Annotated in this window: 12 protein-coding genes; 11 read left to right on the top strand and 1 reads right to left on the bottom strand. The window is 39.4% G+C overall.

Annotated features, from left to right (window positions below; translation table 11 throughout):
* Positions 1 to 355 precede the first annotated feature (355 nt).
* The 8 genes from ACFFIX_RS00205 to ACFFIX_RS00170 all read left to right on the top strand — a co-directional run bounded on the left by ACFFIX_RS00205 (position 356) and on the right by ACFFIX_RS00170 (position 10,623).
* The gene (locus tag ACFFIX_RS00205; protein WP_378929228.1) at positions 356 to 2,428 is read left to right on the top strand and encodes a sigma 54-interacting transcriptional regulator; all 2,073 of its coding nucleotides are present in this window, start codon (positions 356 to 358) and stop codon (positions 2,426 to 2,428) included.
* Between the two features lie 134 nt (positions 2,429 to 2,562).
* The gene (gene yqiS / locus ACFFIX_RS00200) at positions 2,563 to 3,459 is read left to right on the top strand and encodes a phosphate butyryltransferase (RefSeq protein ID WP_378930322.1); all 897 of its coding nucleotides are present in this window, start codon (positions 2,563 to 2,565) and stop codon (positions 3,457 to 3,459) included.
* Between the two features lie 32 nt (positions 3,460 to 3,491).
* Positions 3,492 to 4,589: a branched-chain amino acid dehydrogenase gene (bcd, locus tag ACFFIX_RS00195; RefSeq protein ID WP_378929226.1), complete on the top strand. Its 1,098-nt coding sequence runs from the start codon at positions 3,492 to 3,494 to the stop codon at positions 4,587 to 4,589.
* A 144-nt stretch (positions 4,590 to 4,733) separates the two neighbouring features.
* On the top strand, positions 4,734 to 5,843 hold the full coding sequence (gene buk / locus ACFFIX_RS00190; RefSeq protein ID WP_378929224.1) for a butyrate kinase: 1,110 nt from the start codon (positions 4,734 to 4,736) through the stop codon (positions 5,841 to 5,843).
* An 18-nt stretch (positions 5,844 to 5,861) separates the two neighbouring features.
* On the top strand, positions 5,862 to 7,283 hold the full coding sequence (lpdA, locus tag ACFFIX_RS00185) for a dihydrolipoyl dehydrogenase (protein WP_378929222.1): 1,422 nt from the start codon (positions 5,862 to 5,864) through the stop codon (positions 7,281 to 7,283).
* A gap of 33 nt (positions 7,284 to 7,316) precedes the next feature.
* On the top strand, positions 7,317 to 8,309 hold the full coding sequence (locus ACFFIX_RS00180) for a thiamine pyrophosphate-dependent dehydrogenase E1 component subunit alpha (protein ID WP_378929219.1): 993 nt from the start codon (positions 7,317 to 7,319) through the stop codon (positions 8,307 to 8,309).
* 12 nt (positions 8,310 to 8,321) lie between these two features.
* Entirely contained in the window at positions 8,322 to 9,305 is a 984-nt protein-coding gene (locus ACFFIX_RS00175; RefSeq protein ID WP_378929218.1) for an alpha-ketoacid dehydrogenase subunit beta, read from the top strand.
* Positions 9,306 to 9,321: 16 nt separating this feature from the next.
* Positions 9,322 to 10,623 carry a dihydrolipoamide acetyltransferase family protein gene (locus ACFFIX_RS00170; RefSeq protein ID WP_378929216.1) on the top strand — a complete coding sequence of 434 codons (1,302 nt, stop codon included), beginning with the start codon at positions 9,322 to 9,324 and terminating at the stop codon, positions 10,621 to 10,623.
* A gap of 333 nt (positions 10,624 to 10,956) precedes the next feature.
* Here ACFFIX_RS00170 and ACFFIX_RS00165 read toward each other — a convergent pair whose 3' ends face one another.
* On the bottom strand, positions 10,957 to 11,427 hold the full coding sequence (locus ACFFIX_RS00165) for a diacylglycerol/lipid kinase family protein (protein WP_378929214.1): 471 nt from the start codon (positions 11,425 to 11,427) through the stop codon (positions 10,957 to 10,959).
* Positions 11,428 to 11,548: 121 nt separating this feature from the next.
* Between ACFFIX_RS00165 and ACFFIX_RS00160 the strand changes: the two genes are divergently transcribed.
* The 3 genes from ACFFIX_RS00160 to meaB are packed head-to-tail and all read left to right on the top strand — an operon-like array spanning position 11,549 to position 16,652.
* Complete coding sequence (locus tag ACFFIX_RS00160; RefSeq protein ID WP_378929212.1) at positions 11,549 to 13,483, top strand: methylmalonyl-CoA mutase family protein; 1,935 nt, start codon at positions 11,549 to 11,551, stop codon at positions 13,481 to 13,483.
* A complete protein-coding gene (scpA, locus tag ACFFIX_RS00155; protein ID WP_378929209.1) occupies positions 13,480 to 15,645 on the top strand; it encodes a methylmalonyl-CoA mutase in 2,166 nt (721 codons plus the stop codon). Before ACFFIX_RS00160 ends, scpA begins: the two co-directional genes overlap by 4 nt.
* Positions 15,642 to 16,652 (top strand): methylmalonyl Co-A mutase-associated GTPase MeaB, encoded by a 1,011-nt coding sequence (gene meaB, locus ACFFIX_RS00150; protein WP_378929206.1) that lies wholly within the window; start codon positions 15,642 to 15,644, stop codon positions 16,650 to 16,652. The genes scpA and meaB overlap by 4 nt, the downstream gene beginning before the upstream one ends.
* The last annotated feature ends 52 nt before the right edge of the window (positions 16,653 to 16,704 follow it).

Raw genomic sequence — 16,704 nt, 5'->3', positions numbered from 1 at the left:
TGTTTCTTCATTTATTTTCAATCGACAACACCGATTTGTCAAGATTGTGCAAAATAGGATATGATAAATAAAAGGTATATGCAATTTTTTGCATTTTTTATAATATCCAGAATTTATATAATTCTAGGATTCAGTTTGCGTTTCTGAATCCAGCTCCGACGCACAGGACGTGTTAGTGCAGTCAATGCGACAGGACGTCGCGTTCTCGACTGCCTCGAGGTCATAAGTCAATTCTAAATTGAAGGCAAAGAACGCCTTCTACCCTAGAATCGTCTTATGCTATGCCTAAGGCTGAACAAGGCGCTTGCGCTTTTTTTATAATTGAGTGCTTTTAGATTACAAAAGGGGAATTGCTATGCAACGTGTTATGTTAGTTGGAGCAGGTAAAGGCGGTACTGCGCTTCTAAATATGATCCTTGAGATGAAAAGCATGGATGTTATTGCAGTTGTGGATGTTAATAGTAACGCAACTGGCATGATTCTCGCGAGAAAACTAGGAATACCTACTAGTACAGATTATAAGCCACTTCTGTCAGAGCAGGTTCAAATTGTCATTGAAGCAACTGGCAATAAACAAGTATTGGAAAACCTACTCGAAATGAGGAGCTCTAAAACTGTTATTATACCTGGCTCTGTGGCACACATTATTTCAGATCTGATCGATGAAAAAGAAACATTAATCACGAGATTAAAAGAAGAAACATACAAGCAGGACACAATATTTAACTCTACCAATGATGGCATGATTGTAATTAGTATAGAAGAAAAAATTATATTATTTAACAAAGCCGCTGAACGAATCACTGGTATTTCAAGAAAGAAAGCTCTTGGAAAGAAAATAGAAAGTGTCATATCATCGAGCTTACTTCCGAGGATTCTTCAAACACTTGAAGTAGAAGTGAATCAAGAGCAGTTGTTAGAAAATGGACTTAAAATTATTACAACAAGGATTCCGATTATAGATGATTCGAACAATCTTTTAGGCGCTCTATCGATTTTCAATGACATAACAGAAGTAGTCAATTTAGCTGAAGAAATGACAAATTTACGCGAAATTCAAACAATGCTTCAAGCAATCATTCAATCTTCAGAGGAAGCAATCTCGGTTGTTGATGAAAAAGGGCGAGGTTTAATAATAAACCCTGCCTACACAAGGATGACAGGTTTAACAATGGATCAAGTTATTGGAAAGCCAGCAACAGCTGACATCTCTGAAGGTGAAAGTATGCATATGAAAGTGCTGCAAACGAGAAGACCTGTAAGAGGGGTAAGGATGAAGGTTGGTCCGAGTAAGAAAGATGTTATTGTAAATGTTGCACCCGTTATTGTCGATGGAAAGCTAAAAGGTAGTGTTGGAGTCATTCAAGACATGTCAGAAATACAGACGCTAACCACCGAACTTAATCGAGCAAGACAAATCATCCGTACACTTGAAGCAAAATATTCCTTTGACGATATTATCGGTTCAAGCGAGGAAATGAAGGTTGCCATCGAACAAGCAAAGTTAGGGGCTAAAACGCCTGCAACTGTTTTGCTTAGAGGGGAATCTGGTACGGGTAAAGAGTTGTTCGCGCATGCTATACATAACGCAAGTGATCGGAAATACAACAAATTTATCAGGGTGAATTGTGCTGCGATTTCAGAGAGTCTGTTAGAAAGTGAACTTTTTGGCTATGAAGAAGGGGCATTTTCAGGTGCAAAACGCGGAGGAAAACGAGGGTTTTTTGAAGAAGCGAATAACGGAAGTATTTTTCTTGATGAAATCGGAGAGTTACCAGGGAATATGCAGGCGAAATTATTGCGTGTGTTGCAAGAACGTGAATTTGTTAGAGTGGGCGGAACAAAATCGATACAAGTTAATGTCAGAGTCATCGCAGCTACAAATGTAAATATTGAAAAGGCGATGGCAGAAGGTAAGTTTAGAGAAGATCTCTACTATCGTCTAAACCGTTATCCTATTTCAATTTCACCACTTAGAGATCGAAAAGAGGATATTAAAGCATTATCCGAGCACTTAATTAGAAAGTTGAATCAAGATTATGGAAGAAATATCGTTGATCTCACATCAAATGCGCTAAAAACGTTAATGAATTATCAATGGCCGGGTAATGTTCGGGAGCTTGAAAACATTCTAGGTAGAGCCATTATCTTTATGGATCATCACGAAATGTTAATTGACGGTAAGCATTTACCACCTCTTGAACATACTAAAGAGAATAAAGGTGCACAAAGAAACAACTCATCCGATCATACTAAGGAAGAAACGTTGGCGGAAATTGTTGAAGTACTTGAGGCAGAGGTAATCGAAAATGCACTTACAAAGCATCAGTTTAACCGAACAAAAACGGCTCAAGCCTTGGGTATATCATTAAGAAACCTGTATTATAAGATGGAAAAGTATGACCTTGCAAAAAATAGCATGCAATAAAATGCACAGCACGCAACATTTTGCATGGTTATTTTTTATAAAGTGAAGCGTTTTCATAAATAGGTGTTGGCACGCTTTTTGCATATATACTACATGGGCGAGAGAGGAAAACATCTTGGAAGGATTGTGACATGATGAAACTTGCAGATCTACTTAACAAAGCCTCGAGCTTAACCGGTAAAACCGTAGCAGTAGCTGCTGCTGAAGATGAAGAAGTAATTGAAGCAGTGGCTGAAGCGTTAAAAAGAAACCTTGCCCGCTTTCTTTTATTTGGGAACAAGGAAGAAATAGCGGAGCTTCTACTAGAAAAAGGGATACATTCTGGTGACTATGTCATTACACAAGCTAGATCGATCGAAAAAGCTTCAGAATTAGCTGTGAAAGCTGTTCATCAAAAAGAAGCAGATGTTTTAATGAAAGGAAATGTGCCAACTGCGACAATATTAAAAGCTGTTCTTCACAAAGAATATGGATTAAGAACAGGGTGTATGTTGTCACATGTAGCTGTTTTTGAAGTGCCTGGCTTTGATCGTTTCACTATTGTCACGGATGCTGCGATGTCGATTACACCTGATTTGCAACAAAAGCAGCAGATTATTGAAAATGCTGTTGAGATTGCAAGATCAATTGGAATTGAAACCCCAAAGGTTGCAGCTTTAGCAGCGGTTGAAGTTGTCAATCCGGCTATGCAAGCAACCTTAGATGCAGCAGCTCTTACCCAGATGAACAGAAGGGGTCAGATTAAAAACTGTATCGTTGATGGACCGTTAGCTCTTGATAACGCTGTTTCGTTTGAAGCAGCCGAACATAAAGGAATACAAAGTGAAGTAGCAGGACAAGCTGACATTTTATTTGTGCCAAGCATTGAAGTTGGAAATGTTTTATATAAATCGTTAATTTATTTTGCAAAAGCAAAGGTTGGTGCGGTTATTGCAGGTGCCAAAGCGCCAATCGTATTAACAAGTCGCGCAGATTCAAGTGAAAGCAAATTGTATTCATTAGCATTGGCAATTTGTGCATCCGAAAAATAGGCATATTTTACACATACTTAGGAGGAATTATCATGGAAATCTTTAAATATATGGAGCAATACGATTACGAGCAGTTAGTTTTTTGTCAGGATAAGCAACCAGGATTAAAAGCAATTATTGCCATTCATGATACGACATTAGGACCTGCTCTAGGTGGAACACGTATGTGGACCTATGAATCAGAAGCTGCAGCAATTGAAGATGCACTCAGACTAGCAAAAGGAATGACTTATAAAAATGCTGCTGCTGGATTAAACCTAGGCGGTGGTAAAACAGTTATCATTGGAGACCCACGTAAAGACAAAAATGAAGAAATGTTCCGTGCCTTTGGTCGTTACATTCAAGGGTTAAACGGCCGCTACATTACAGCAGAAGATGTTGGTACAACTGTTGCTGATATGGATTTAATTCATGAAGAAACTGACTATGTTACAGGCATTTCTCCTGCTTTTGGATCTTCTGGCAACCCTTCACCAGTTACTGCATACGGAGTTTACCGTGGTATGAAGGCAGCTGCTAAAGAAGCATTTGGTACGGACTCACTTGAAGGAAAAGTAGTTGCAATACAAGGCGTTGGAAACGTTGCGTACAATCTCTGTAAACATTTACATGAAGAAGGCGCACAGCTTATCGTGACAGATATTAATAAAGAAGCTGTCATGCGTGCTGTTGAAGACTTTGGAGCAAAAGCTGTTGAAATCAACGAGATTTACAGTGTTGATTGTGACATATACGCACCATGTGCTTTAGGAGCAACAATTAACGATGATACGATTCCACAGCTAAAAGCAAAAGTGATTGCTGGAGCTGCAAACAACCAGCTTAAAGAAACGCGTCACGGAGATACAATTCACGAAATGGGTATCGTTTACGCACCTGATTATGTAATCAATGCAGGTGGAGTAATCAATGTTGCAGATGAGTTATACGGGTACAATAGTGAGCGTGCACTTAAGAAAGTAGAAGGAATTTATAGCAACATCGAACGCGTTATTGAGATTGCAAAACGTGACCGTATTCCAACGTATGTTGCAGCAGACAGATTAGCAGAAGAGCGTATTGAAAGAATGAGAAATTCTCGTAGTCAATTTTTGCAAAATGGTCAGCACATTTTAAGCCGTCGCAAATAATTAAAATATACAATAATACGGAGTTAAGAGTACAATTCTCTTAACTCCAGTTTAACTTTTAAATTAAAATAAATTTAATGAGATTATGAGGAATTTCAGATCTCACACCTCTCACTTCTCAAATCTAAACTGGAGGTCTCAACGTTGCAGGAGAATGAATATAGAATCCTTGTCATAAATCCAGGATCAACATCGACGAAAATAGGTGTTTTTGATAATGAACGTTCCATTTTCGAAAAAACACTACGCCATGATACAGACAAGATCAATACTTTTCCTAGCATTATTGATCAATATGAATTCAGAAAACAAACAATACTAGAAACCCTTGATCAAGAAGGGATGAACATTTCAAAGCTAAGCGCTGTGTGTGGCCGCGGTGGACTTCTTCGCCCTATAGAAGGCGGTACGTATTCTGTTAATGATCAAATGCTTACCGACTTAAGAAATGGCTTCGCAGGTCAACACGCATCCAACCTAGGTGGAATTATAGCTTATGAAATTGCAATTGGCTTAAATATCCCTGCTTATATTGTGGATCCAGTTGTTGTAGATGAGATGGAGTCAATTGCCAAAGTATCAGGTGTTCCTTCTATCGAGCGAAAGAGTATTTTTCACGCCTTAAATCAAAAAGCAGTTGCTAGACGTGTTGCTGCTTCTTTGAACAAAAAATATGAAGACTTAAATCTAATCATTACCCATATGGGTGGTGGAATTACAGTCGGTGTACACAAAGAAGGCCGCGTTATCGATGTGAATAATGGATTACATGGTGATGGCCCGTTTAGTCCTGAACGTGCAGGTACTGTTCCAGCAGGTGATCTTGTATCCATGTGCTATTCCGGTGATTTTTACCGAGAAGAAGTGATGAAGAAGTTAGTTGGACAAGGTGGACTTGTTGGCTATTTAGGAACGAATGATGCCGTGAAGGTTGAAAAAATGATAGATGCTGGCGACGAAAAAGCAGTGCTTGTTTATTCAGCTATGGCCTATCAAATAGGTAAAGAGATAGGCTCAGCAAGTGCCGTGTTAAAGGGAAAAGTAGATGCAATTGTTTTAACAGGTGGACTTGCCTACGGAAAACAATTTGTAAAAGATATTTCATCTTATATTGACTGGATTGCAGATGTAATTATTTATCCTGGTGAAAATGAACTTCAGGCATTAGCTGAAGGTGCTCTGCGTGTGTTAAGAAATGAAGAAAGTGCTAAAAGCTATCCAAATCAACAAGTGAATGCTAGAGTGTTCAACTAAGAGAAAGGAGCGATCATGATGGCAACAGAATACGATCTCGTTATCCTTGGTGGAGGAACAGGTGGCTATGTAGCAGCTATCCGAGCTTCTCAATTGGGATTAAAAACAGCAATTGTCGAAAAAGGTAAGCTAGGAGGGACTTGTTTGCACGCTGGGTGTATCCCGAGTAAAGCGTTACTTAGAAGTGCTGAGGTCTACGCAACAACGAAACGCAGTGAAGAATTTGGTGTTGTTACTTCTGGAGTAGAACTGAACTTTTTGAAGGTACAAGAAAGAAAGCAAGGAATCATTGATCAGCTTCATAAAGGTGTGCAACATCTTATGAAACAAGGGAAAATTGACGTGTATGCAGGACTTGGCCGAATTCTAGGACCTTCTATTTTTTCTCCTATGTGTGGAACGATTTCTGTTGAAATGAACAATGGTGAAGAAAATGAAATGCTTCTTCCTAAAAATGTAATTGTTGCAACTGGATCAAGGCCTCGTAGTCTACCCGGGTTAGATATTGATGGTCAACTCGTTTTAACTTCTGATGAAGCACTAGAATTAGAGAGCCTACCAAAGTCCATTATCATCGTGGGTGGAGGAGTAATCGGGATTGAATGGGCATCGATGCTTTCTGACTTTGGTGTTGAAGTGACAGTACTTGAATATGCTGACCGAATTCTACCAACTGAAGACCGTGAAATATCAAAAGAAATGCAACGTGTAATGAAGAAAAAGGGTGTAAACATTGTAACGAACGCAAAAGTATTACCTGAAACTCTTGAAAAAGCGGAGACGGTAACAATTAAAGCTGAATACAAGAATGAAGAAAAAACTTTCACAGCTGATAAACTACTTGTTTCTGTTGGACGACAAGCAAATGTTGAGGGTATTGGACTCGAAAATACAGACATCAAAGTGGTTAAAGGTTATATTGAGACAAATGATGTTTTTCAAACGAAAGAATCACATATTTATGCGATTGGCGATGTAATTGGTGGACTTCAATTAGCACACGTTGCTTCACACGAGGGAATTGTTGCGGTTGAGCATATTGCCAATGAAAATCCTGATCCAATTGACTATTCACTTGTTTCAAAATGTGTCTACAGCACACCTGAAGTCGCAAGTGTTGGCTATACTGAAGATGAAGCGAAAGAGAAAGGCTTAGATGTGAAGATTGGAAAATTTCCATTCAAGGCAATTGGAAAAGCGCTTGTATTTGGTGAGTCAGATGGGTTTGTCAAACTTGTTGTTGATTCAAAAACTGATGATCTTCTAGGCGTTCATATGATCGGACCACATGTCACAGATATGATTTCAGAAGCTGGACTTGCTCGTGTCTTAGATGCTACCCCATGGGAAATATCACATACAATCCACCCACACCCAACATTGTCTGAAGCAATCGGAGAAGCTGCATTAGCGGTTTATGGAAAATCGATTCATTCTTAAAAACGGAATATAGCAAACTGAGGAGGTTTTTATATGGCTGAAAATCGTCATGAAGTCTTAGGTTTATCAGATCAAGATGTATTGGAAATGTACGAAACGATGGTTTTAGCTCGTAAAATTGACGAGCGTATGTGGTTACTTAACCGTTCAGGTAAAATTCCATTTGTTATTTCATGTCAAGGACAAGAAGCATCACAAGTTGGAGCAGCTTTTGCTTTAGATAGAGAAAAAGATTACGCACTTCCGTATTATCGTGATATGGGGGTTGTACTCGCGTTTGGTATGACTGCAAAAGACCTCATGCTATCAGCTTTTGCAAAATCAGAAGATCCTAACTCAGGTGGACGTCAAATGCCTGGTCACTTTGGACAAAGCAAAAACCGCATTGTAACTGGATCATCGCCTGTAACAACACAAGTTCCACATGCGGTTGGTGTTGCACTTGCAGGTCGAATGGACGGAAAAGATCTCGTAACTTTTGTTACCTTCGGTGAAGGTTCTTCCAATCAAGGAGATTTCCATGAGGGTGCAAACTTTGCAGCTGTACATAAACTACCTGTTGTTTTTATGTGTGAAAACAACAGGTATGCAATCTCAGTACCATACGAAAAACAAGTAGCTTGTGAAAAAATTTCCGATCGTGCAATCGGCTATGGCATGCCTGGGGTAACGGTGGATGGTAACGATCCACTTGAAGTATATAAAGCGGTAAAAGAAGCTACAGACCGTGGACGTCGTGGCGAGGGTCCAACATTAGTTGAATCGATCTCCTACCGCTTAACACCTCATTCAAGTGATGATGATGATCGTAGCTATCGCGAACAAGATGAAGTGGCAGAAGCGAAGAAAAATGACCCGAATCTTAAGTTTGCTACGTACTTAAGAGAACTTGGTATTTTAACAGAAGATATAGAAAAAGAAATACTAGATAAAATTATGAACCTTGTTAATGAAGCAACTGATTATGCAGAAAATGCTCCATATGCAGATCCACAAGAAGCACTAAAATACGTTTATGCAGAGTAAGGGGGAAAAAACATGGCAGTTATTTCATATATAGATGCAATTACGATGGCAATGCGTGAAGAAATGGAACGCGACCCTAAAGTCTTTATACTTGGGGAAGATGTAGGGAAAAAAGGTGGAGTTTTCAAAGCAACTGTAGGACTTTACGATCAGTTTGGTGAAGATCGTGTAATTGATACACCTCTTGCTGAATCTGCAATTGCTGGTGTTGGAATTGGTGCGGCAATGTATGGAATGAGACCGATTGCTGAAATGCAATTTGCTGATTTTATTATGCCAGCTATAAATCAAATTATTTCTGAAGCTGCAAAAATTCGTTATCGTTCAAATAATGACTGGAGCTGTCCGATCACGATCCGTGCACCATTTGGTGGTGGCGTACACGGTGCGTTATATCATTCACAATCTGTTGAAGCGATTTTTGCCAACCAACCTGGTTTGAAAATTGTCATTCCTTCAACCCCATATGATGCAAAAGGTCTTTTAAAGGCTGCTATTCGTGATGAAGATCCCGTCTTATTTTTTGAACACAAGCGTGCATACCGCTTAATCAAAGGAGAAGTCCCCGTAGATGATTATGTGTTACCAATTGGAAAAGCGGATGTTAAACGTGAAGGTGAAGATATCACTGTGATTACATATGGATTGTGTGTTCACTTCGCACTTCAAGCTGCAGAACGCCTTGCAAAGGACGGAATTTCAGCACATATTCTTGACCTTAGAACAGTTTATCCACTTGATAAAGAAGCAATCATTGAAGCTGCCTCTAAGACAGGCAAGGTTCTTCTTGTTACTGAGGACACAAAAGAAGGTAGCGTAATTAGTGAGGTTTCAGCAATTATCTCTGAAAACTGCCTATTCGAATTAGATGCACCAATCATGCGTTTAGCTGGACCAGATGTGCCAGCAATGCCATATGCTCCAACAATGGAAAAATTCTTCATGGTCAACCCAGATAAAGTAGAAGAAGCAATGCGAAAGTTAGCAGAATTTTAGGAGGAGGTTACGTCTCATGGTAATTGAACAGATTAAAATGCCTCAGCTGGGAGAAAGCGTAACAGAAGGTACAATCAGTAAATGGATCGTATCTGTTGGTGACAAAGTGAATAAATATGACCCACTTGCAGAAGTGATGACAGATAAAGTAAACGCAGAGGTTCCATCATCGTTCACTGGAGTAATTAAGGAACTAATTGCTGAAGATGGCGATACTCTAGCGGTTGGTGAAGTCATTTGTACGATAGAAATTGAAGGTGGCACTTCAGCAGCACCATCAGAAGAGAAAAAGGAAACACCACAGCAAGAACAACAAACAACAGAGGCAGTGAACATTGATCAGCCCAATAAAAAGCGCTACTCACCAGCTGTTCTTCGCTTAGCGCAAGATAACGACATTGATCTTGAGAAGGTGTCAGGTACTGGTGCGGGTGGACGTATTACTCGAAAAGATTTGTTACAGCTTATTGAAAGTGGAAACATTCCGAAAGCCGGAGATGCAAAGCCACAAACACAACCACAAACTGTAACGAACGAAGCTCCTAAACAAGAAGCGCCAATAAAACAAGCAACACCAAAACAAGCTGCTGTAGCTCCATCTGTTCCTGTATTGCCAGGTGATATCGAGATCCCTGTTACAGGTATTCGAAAAGCAATCGCTGCCAATATGCTAAGAAGTAAGCACGAAGCACCGCATGCTTGGACAATGATTGAAGTTGACGTAACCAATCTAGTTGACTATCGTAACACGTTGAAAAATGACTTTAAGAAAAAAGAAGGATTTAACTTAACGTTCTTCGCATTTTTTGTCAAAGCAGTCGCGCAAGCACTTAAAGAATATCCACAAATCAACTCAATGTGGGCAGGAGATAAAATTATTCAAAAGAAAGACATTAATATCTCAATTGCCGTAGCAACGGAAGATGCCCTATTTGTTCCTGTCATCAAAGCAGCAGATGAAAAGACAATTAAAGGAATTGCACGTGAAATTACTGATTTAGCAAACAAGGTTCGCGCAGGTAAATTGACTTCTGAAGAAATGAAAGGTGGAACTTTTACTGTCAACAACACAGGTTCCTTCGGTTCAGTGCAGTCAATGGGAATTATCAACTACCCACAAGCAGCGATTTTACAAGTTGAATCAATCGTGAAACGTCCAGTAGTCGTGAACAATGGAATGATTGCTGTTCGCGATATGGTCAACCTCTGTATGTCCCTTGACCACCGTGTATTAGATGGACTAGTTTGTGGTCGATTCCTAGCTCGTGTTAAGGAAATTTTAGAAAACACATCAAAAGAAAATACTTCGATTTATTAATAGAAAAAAGGTGGCGTACAGAAGTGTGCAGCTACCTTTTTTTGATAGTTGGGCGGTTCGGACTGAAAGTTGGGTGTTCCAGGCGAAGTTGGGCGGTCAGGACAAAAAGTAGGGCGATCAGATCGAAGTTGGGCGGTTGTCGCAAAAAGTTGGGCGTACCGATCGAAAAGATTGGCGGTCAGCCTGAAAAGTTGGGCGCTCCAGACAAAAAGTTGGGCGATCAGATCAAAGTTGGGCGGTTGTCGCAAAAAGATGGGCGCTCCGGACAAATAGTTGGGCGGTCGTCGCAAAAAAGTTGGACACTCCAGCCGCAGCACAAAAGATCTTCTAAGCCTATGGAACAAGCACTTCAAAATGTCCAGGTAGCATCTCAATTGTAGATGGAGTTGACAAATACACTTCTCCATCCAAGTCTATATCCATTGACTCATCTGTCTCAATCATTATTTTTTTTCCTTGAAAGAGCTGTAATTGTGAACTGAGGTTTTCGTCAGAATTTGATGTTGTAAGCGTTAGAACGTCCTTTAGTAAGGAAATGTTTGTGTTTTTAATTAAATATATTTCTGCAAGTCCGTCTTGTAAACTCGATTTTTCATACGGGAGCTCATTGGTAGCAATGTAACGTCCGTTGCCTACCAAAATCATTACAGCTTTGTCTTGAATAACCGTACCATCTATTGTAAGTTTGAACGAAAAAGGCTCCATTTTCTGCATCGTACGAAATGCGCTTAAAAAATAACTAACCTTGCCTAGCATGGCCTTTTCACTGTCATCAATGTTATAAGAAAATGCGATAACTTTCACTTCCGTTGATGCATTCCTAATTATGTACTAAAATATAGGTAGATTGATAGTTATTAAAAGAAAGAATTGAAAACGCATTCTTTAATCTGTAGGGGGTGGGCTTCCTTTAGGAAGCACGGACATGGGTAATGAAAATCGCACACAAGTAGATAGTAGTTCAAACAGCCGTGAAAAAGAATGGGAAGAGGAAGCAATGTCCACAATTAAGGGGAAATCGCTTGAGACTCTTCGAAAGAATACGTATGAAAATATTAAATTACAACCCCTTTATACCGCCAAGGATGCTCATCCTTCTGGAAAACCTGGACAAGCGCCTTATCTAAGAGGGAATTATCCAAGTGGCTATCAAGAACAGGAATGGTATATTAGCCAGAGAGACACTTGTAGTCTTCAACCCGAGCAACTTAAGCAAAAAATAAAACTAGCGATTGAAAGAGGTCAGAACTCTATTTATTTAGATAGTGTCTCTTCTTTTGTAAGAAAAGAGGATTTTGAAATAGCGTTTTCAAGCCTTAATGAAAAGCCATTTCATTTACTCATCAATATCAAAGAAAATCTATCCTTTTTACCTATGTTTATTTCCTTTTTAAACGAAGTTAAACATCTAAAAGGGACGGTTGGCTTCGACCCTTTTGAGCAGTTGCTTTTAACAGGTGAGACTTCAATCTCTTTATCTAGTCAATATGATTATTTATCAGAAGCTTTATTATGGGGAGAAAAAAATGAAAGCGCTCTACGTTTTATATTTATAAAGAGCCAGATTTATCACAATGCTGGTGGAAATGCTGAACAAGAACTAGCCTATGCTTTTTCAAATGCACTTGATGTGATCAATGAGTTAGTAAACAGAGGACATTCCATTGATGCAATTTCAAAAAGAATCTCGTTTTCATTTTCAATTGGATCTAATTTCTTTATGGAAGTTGCGAAATTAAGAGCTGCAAAACAGATTTGGGCATCAATTGTCGCTGCATTTGGAGGTAGTGAAGAAGCGCAGAAAATGGATTTGCATGCAAGTACCTCTTCCTTCAATAAATCCGCCTATGATGTTCATGTGAACCTACTACGCACAACGAACGAAGCATTCGCCGGTGTAGTAGGAGGCGTAAATAGTTTAACAGTCGACTCTTTTGATGCTGTACTAGGAGAAAGTAGTGAATTAGCAGATCGAATTGCACGCAATACCCACTTCATTTTAAAAGAAGAAAGTTTACTAGAAAAAGTGATAGACCCTGCTGGGGGTTCCTGGTATATTGAATCACTTACAAAACAACTCGCAGAAAATACATGGTTAACGATTAAAGAAATCGATCGAGAGGGTGGCTTTCATCAGGCACTAGTTAGAGGAGAAGTTCAAAAAGATCTTGAAAAGTCATTAGTAAAGCGTCTAGATGATGTAAATCAAAGATCTACACAACTTATTGGAACGAATGTTTTTGCAAACTTATCTGACCAAGTCGTGATGAAGGATAACCGAGTAGAAGCAATGAATGGTGTTGCTGTCCAAGATCTGAAGATCGAGTCCTTTAATACCCTGTTATCTAAAGCGGGAGCAGGTAATTCAATACAGCAAGTAAAGCAACAACTCACAAATGTAAAAACAGTATCTGAACAGATTCAACCGTTAAGACAGCAACGCCTTGTTGAACATTTTGAACAACTACGTCAACAAGCAGAGCGCTATCGTACTAAAAAAGGTCATCTTCCTCAAGTAGGGGTTGTTTTACTTGGGGAGATAAAAGACTTCAAACCGAGACTCGACTTTTTAAGTAGTTTTTTTGCTGCTGGTGGCTTTGAGCTTAAGACCGCTACTGAAGAAAAAATTGACCATTTAAATAGTATGAATACGATTGTGTTGTGTGGAAATGATCAAGAGTATCAAAATATATCACAGTCTATGTTAGACAAAATGAAAGCTAATGTTTTGTATATTGCGGGTCGTCAAAAGGAAGATCTGCTAGAAAGCTTAGCCATTACTGAATGTATTTACAATGGAATTGATGTGTATCGCTTTTTGAAAAATCTGCACGAGAAAATGGAGGGTGATAAAGTATGAAACGACAAGACATTTCTAACGCCGCTCTCCTAAACCCAACCAACTATACTCAGTCAACAAAGGTAGAGGTCAATGAAGATTGGTTATATGAAACAAATGAAAAGATAACTACAAAACCTGTTTATACAGAAAACGATACATCAGGTCTTGAACATCTTGATTCATACCCAGGATTGCCACCATTTTTAAGAGGGCCATATGCAACCATGTATGTAAACCGTCCATGGACAATTCGACAGTACGCTGGCTTTTCTACTGCTGAAGAGAGCAACGCCTTTTATCGCCGGAATTTAGCGATGGGACAGAAGGGCCTGAGTGTTGCATTTGATTTGGCAACACATCGTGGCTATGATTCTGATCATCCCCGTGTTGAAGGGGATGTTGGTAAAGCTGGCGTTGCAATCGACTCAATTTTAGATATGAAAATACTATTTGATTCCATCCCACTAGATGAAATGTCAGTGTCGATGACAATGAATGGTGCAGTTTTGCCGATCATGGCCTTTTATATTGTTACAGCCGAAGAACAAGGTGTTGCAAAAGAGAAGCTATCAGGCACGATTCAAAATGATATTTTAAAAGAATACATGGTACGCAATACGTATATTTACCCGCCTGAAACATCGATGAAAATTATTGGGGACATTTTTGAGTATACAGCTAAGTACATGCCGAAATTCAATAGCATCAGCATCTCTGGCTATCATATGCAAGAAGCGGGAGCACCTGCTGACATTGAGCTTGCCTACACTTTAGCAGATGGTCTAGAGTATATTCGAACCGGTTTAAAAGCAGGACTGGATATTGATAAATTCGCACCAAGATTGTCATTTTTCTGGGCAATTGGCATGAACTATTTTATGGAAGTAGCAAAAATGCGTGCAGCGCGGTTCATGTGGTCATCAATTGTAAAAGAATTTAATCCGAAAAATCCAAAATCATTAGCACTTAGAACCCATTCCCAAACGTCAGGATGGAGCTTAACTGAGCAAGATCCCTTTAATAACGTAATCCGAACTGCGATTGAAGCGCATGCTGCAGCAATGGGACACACCCAATCTCTTCACACGAACGCACTTGATGAAGCGATTGCGTTGCCTACTGACTTTTCGGCAAGAATCGCACGTAATACACAGTTATTTTTACAAGAAGAGACGGGAATTTGCGACGTTATTGATCCATGGGGTGGCTCCTATTATGTAGAAACTCTTACCAAACAGCTGATGGACCGAGCTTGGATGCATATAGAGGAAATTGAAGAACTAGGTGGTATGGCCAAAGCAATTGAAACTGGGTTGCCTAAGATGAAAATTGAAGAAGCAGCTGCAAGAAGACAAGCTCGAATTGATTCAGGAAAAGAAACCATCATTGGTGTAAATAAATTTAAGCTTGAGCAAGAAGATTCACTCGATATTCTAAACATCGACAATTCCGAAGTACGTAAAAAGCAAATTGAACGGATCCAAAAATTAAAAGCTAATCGTAATGAGGAAGACGTAGCGCGTACACTAGAGGCGATAACCGAAGCTGCTACAAGTGGTAATGGAAATTTATTAGAGCTTTCTGTAGAAGCAGCTAGAGCACGGGCAACCTTAGGAGAAATTTCTTATGCAATTGAAAAGGTGTCAAAACGTCACCAAGCGATTATTCGATCAATTAGCGGAGTATATAGCTCCGAATATTCTAATGTAGAAGAAATAAAAGCTGTACGAGATAAAACAGATCAATTTGCTGAATTAGAGGGAAGGCGTCCTCGAATTTTGATCGCCAAGATGGGACAAGACGGCCATGACCGCGGTGCAAAAGTAATCGCAACCGCATTTGCAGATTTAGGATTTGATGTTGATATTGGTCCTCTTTTTCAAACACCAGAAGAAACAGCTGCACAAGCGATCGAAAATGATGTTCATGTCATTGGAATGAGTTCACTTGCTGCAGGTCACAAAACGTTGTTGCCAAAACTCATTGGGGAACTAAGAAAAGTAGGCAGAGAAGACATCTTAGTGATAATTGGTGGCGTCATACCTTTTCAGGATTATGAGTACTTAAAGGAAAATGGTGCAGCAGAAATTTTCGGTCCAGGTACTGTTATCCCAGTTGCAGCAATGAAAGTCATTGAAAAAATCTATGCTCGAATCGGGTATGAGGAAATAGAAGAATGACGAAGTATTACCGTAAAAAGCAAGAAAAAACGGTTGCTGAGATTGTTTCAGGTATCAAGGAAAGTGACCGTGTCGTTTTGGCGCAGGCGATTACTTTAGTCGAAAGCAATGCACATCGGCATTTTAAACAAGCTCAAGAAGTCATTGAGGCGGTCATGCCCTTTCAAAAGCCGTCGATACGGATTGGAATTACCGGTGTTCCTGGTGCGGGAAAAAGTACATTTATTGATACATTTGGAACCTATCTTTGTGATTTAGGTCACCGCGTTGCTGTGTTGGCAGTTGATCCAAGTAGTCAAGTCTCAAAAGGGAGTATACTTGGTGATAAAACAAGAATGGAACGTCTTTCAATAAATCCACGCGCATTTATTCGTCCTTCACCAGCAAGCGGAACACTTGGTGGAGTGAATCGTAAAACGAGGGAATCAATTATTTTATGTGAAGCAGCTGGCTTTGACATTATTTTAGTCGAGACTGTCGGTGTTGGCCAAGGAGAATTTGTTGTTCGAAGTATGGTGGATTTTTTTCTACTATTAGTTCTTACAGGAGCTGGTGACGAATTACAAACAATGAAAAAAGGGATCATGGAGCTACCTGATCTTGTTGTTGTAAACAAAGCAGACGGTGACAATTTAAGCAAAGCAAAAAAAGCGATGCAAGAGTACAATACAATCCTTCATTTTCTAAAACCATATACGGATGGGTGGACAACAAAAGCGGTAACAGCATCATCACTAAAGGAAATAGGAATAAAAGAGATCTCTCACGAAATTGACGACTTTATCAGAGTTACACAAGAAACTAAACAATTCGAGCAAAGAAGAATGGCGCAACAAAAAGATTGGCATGAGTCTTTACTCAAAGAAATGATTTACGATATGTTTTACCAGCATCCGATCATAAAAGAAAAAATTCCTCAATACGAATCAGATGTATTAAATGGAAAAAAATCAGTGTCAGGAAGTGCAATGGAGCTCGTTCAGCTATTTAAGGACAAACATTTGTAAGCAAGCCATTTGCCGAAAGTATACATTACTTGCTAAAATAGCAGTACTGACA

Origin of the sequence: Metabacillus herbersteinensis (assembly GCF_042433335.1) — a bacterium.
GTDB lineage: Bacteria > Bacillota > Bacilli > Bacillales > Bacillaceae > Metabacillus > Metabacillus herbersteinensis.
Note: the sequence above shows the minus strand (reverse complement) of the source record. Positions and strands in the feature narration are given on the sequence as shown.

Coding starts and splice junctions, on each gene's coding strand:
- ACFFIX_RS00205 (WP_378929228.1), top strand. CDS start 356: ATGCAACGTGTTATGTTAGTTGGAGCAGGTAAAGGCGGTACTGCGCTT.
- yqiS (WP_378930322.1), top strand. CDS start 2,563: ATGAAACTTGCAGATCTACTTAACAAAGCCTCGAGCTTAACCGGTAAA.
- bcd (WP_378929226.1), top strand. CDS start 3,492: ATGGAAATCTTTAAATATATGGAGCAATACGATTACGAGCAGTTAGTT.
- lpdA (WP_378929222.1), top strand. CDS start 5,862: ATGGCAACAGAATACGATCTCGTTATCCTTGGTGGAGGAACAGGTGGC.
- ACFFIX_RS00180 (WP_378929219.1), top strand. CDS start 7,317: ATGGCTGAAAATCGTCATGAAGTCTTAGGTTTATCAGATCAAGATGTA.
- ACFFIX_RS00175 (WP_378929218.1), top strand. CDS start 8,322: ATGGCAGTTATTTCATATATAGATGCAATTACGATGGCAATGCGTGAA.
- ACFFIX_RS00170 (WP_378929216.1), top strand. CDS start 9,322: ATGGTAATTGAACAGATTAAAATGCCTCAGCTGGGAGAAAGCGTAACA.
- ACFFIX_RS00160 (WP_378929212.1), top strand. CDS start 11,549: ATGGGTAATGAAAATCGCACACAAGTAGATAGTAGTTCAAACAGCCGT.
- scpA (WP_378929209.1), top strand. CDS start 13,480: ATGAAACGACAAGACATTTCTAACGCCGCTCTCCTAAACCCAACCAAC.
- meaB (WP_378929206.1), top strand. CDS start 15,642: ATGACGAAGTATTACCGTAAAAAGCAAGAAAAAACGGTTGCTGAGATT.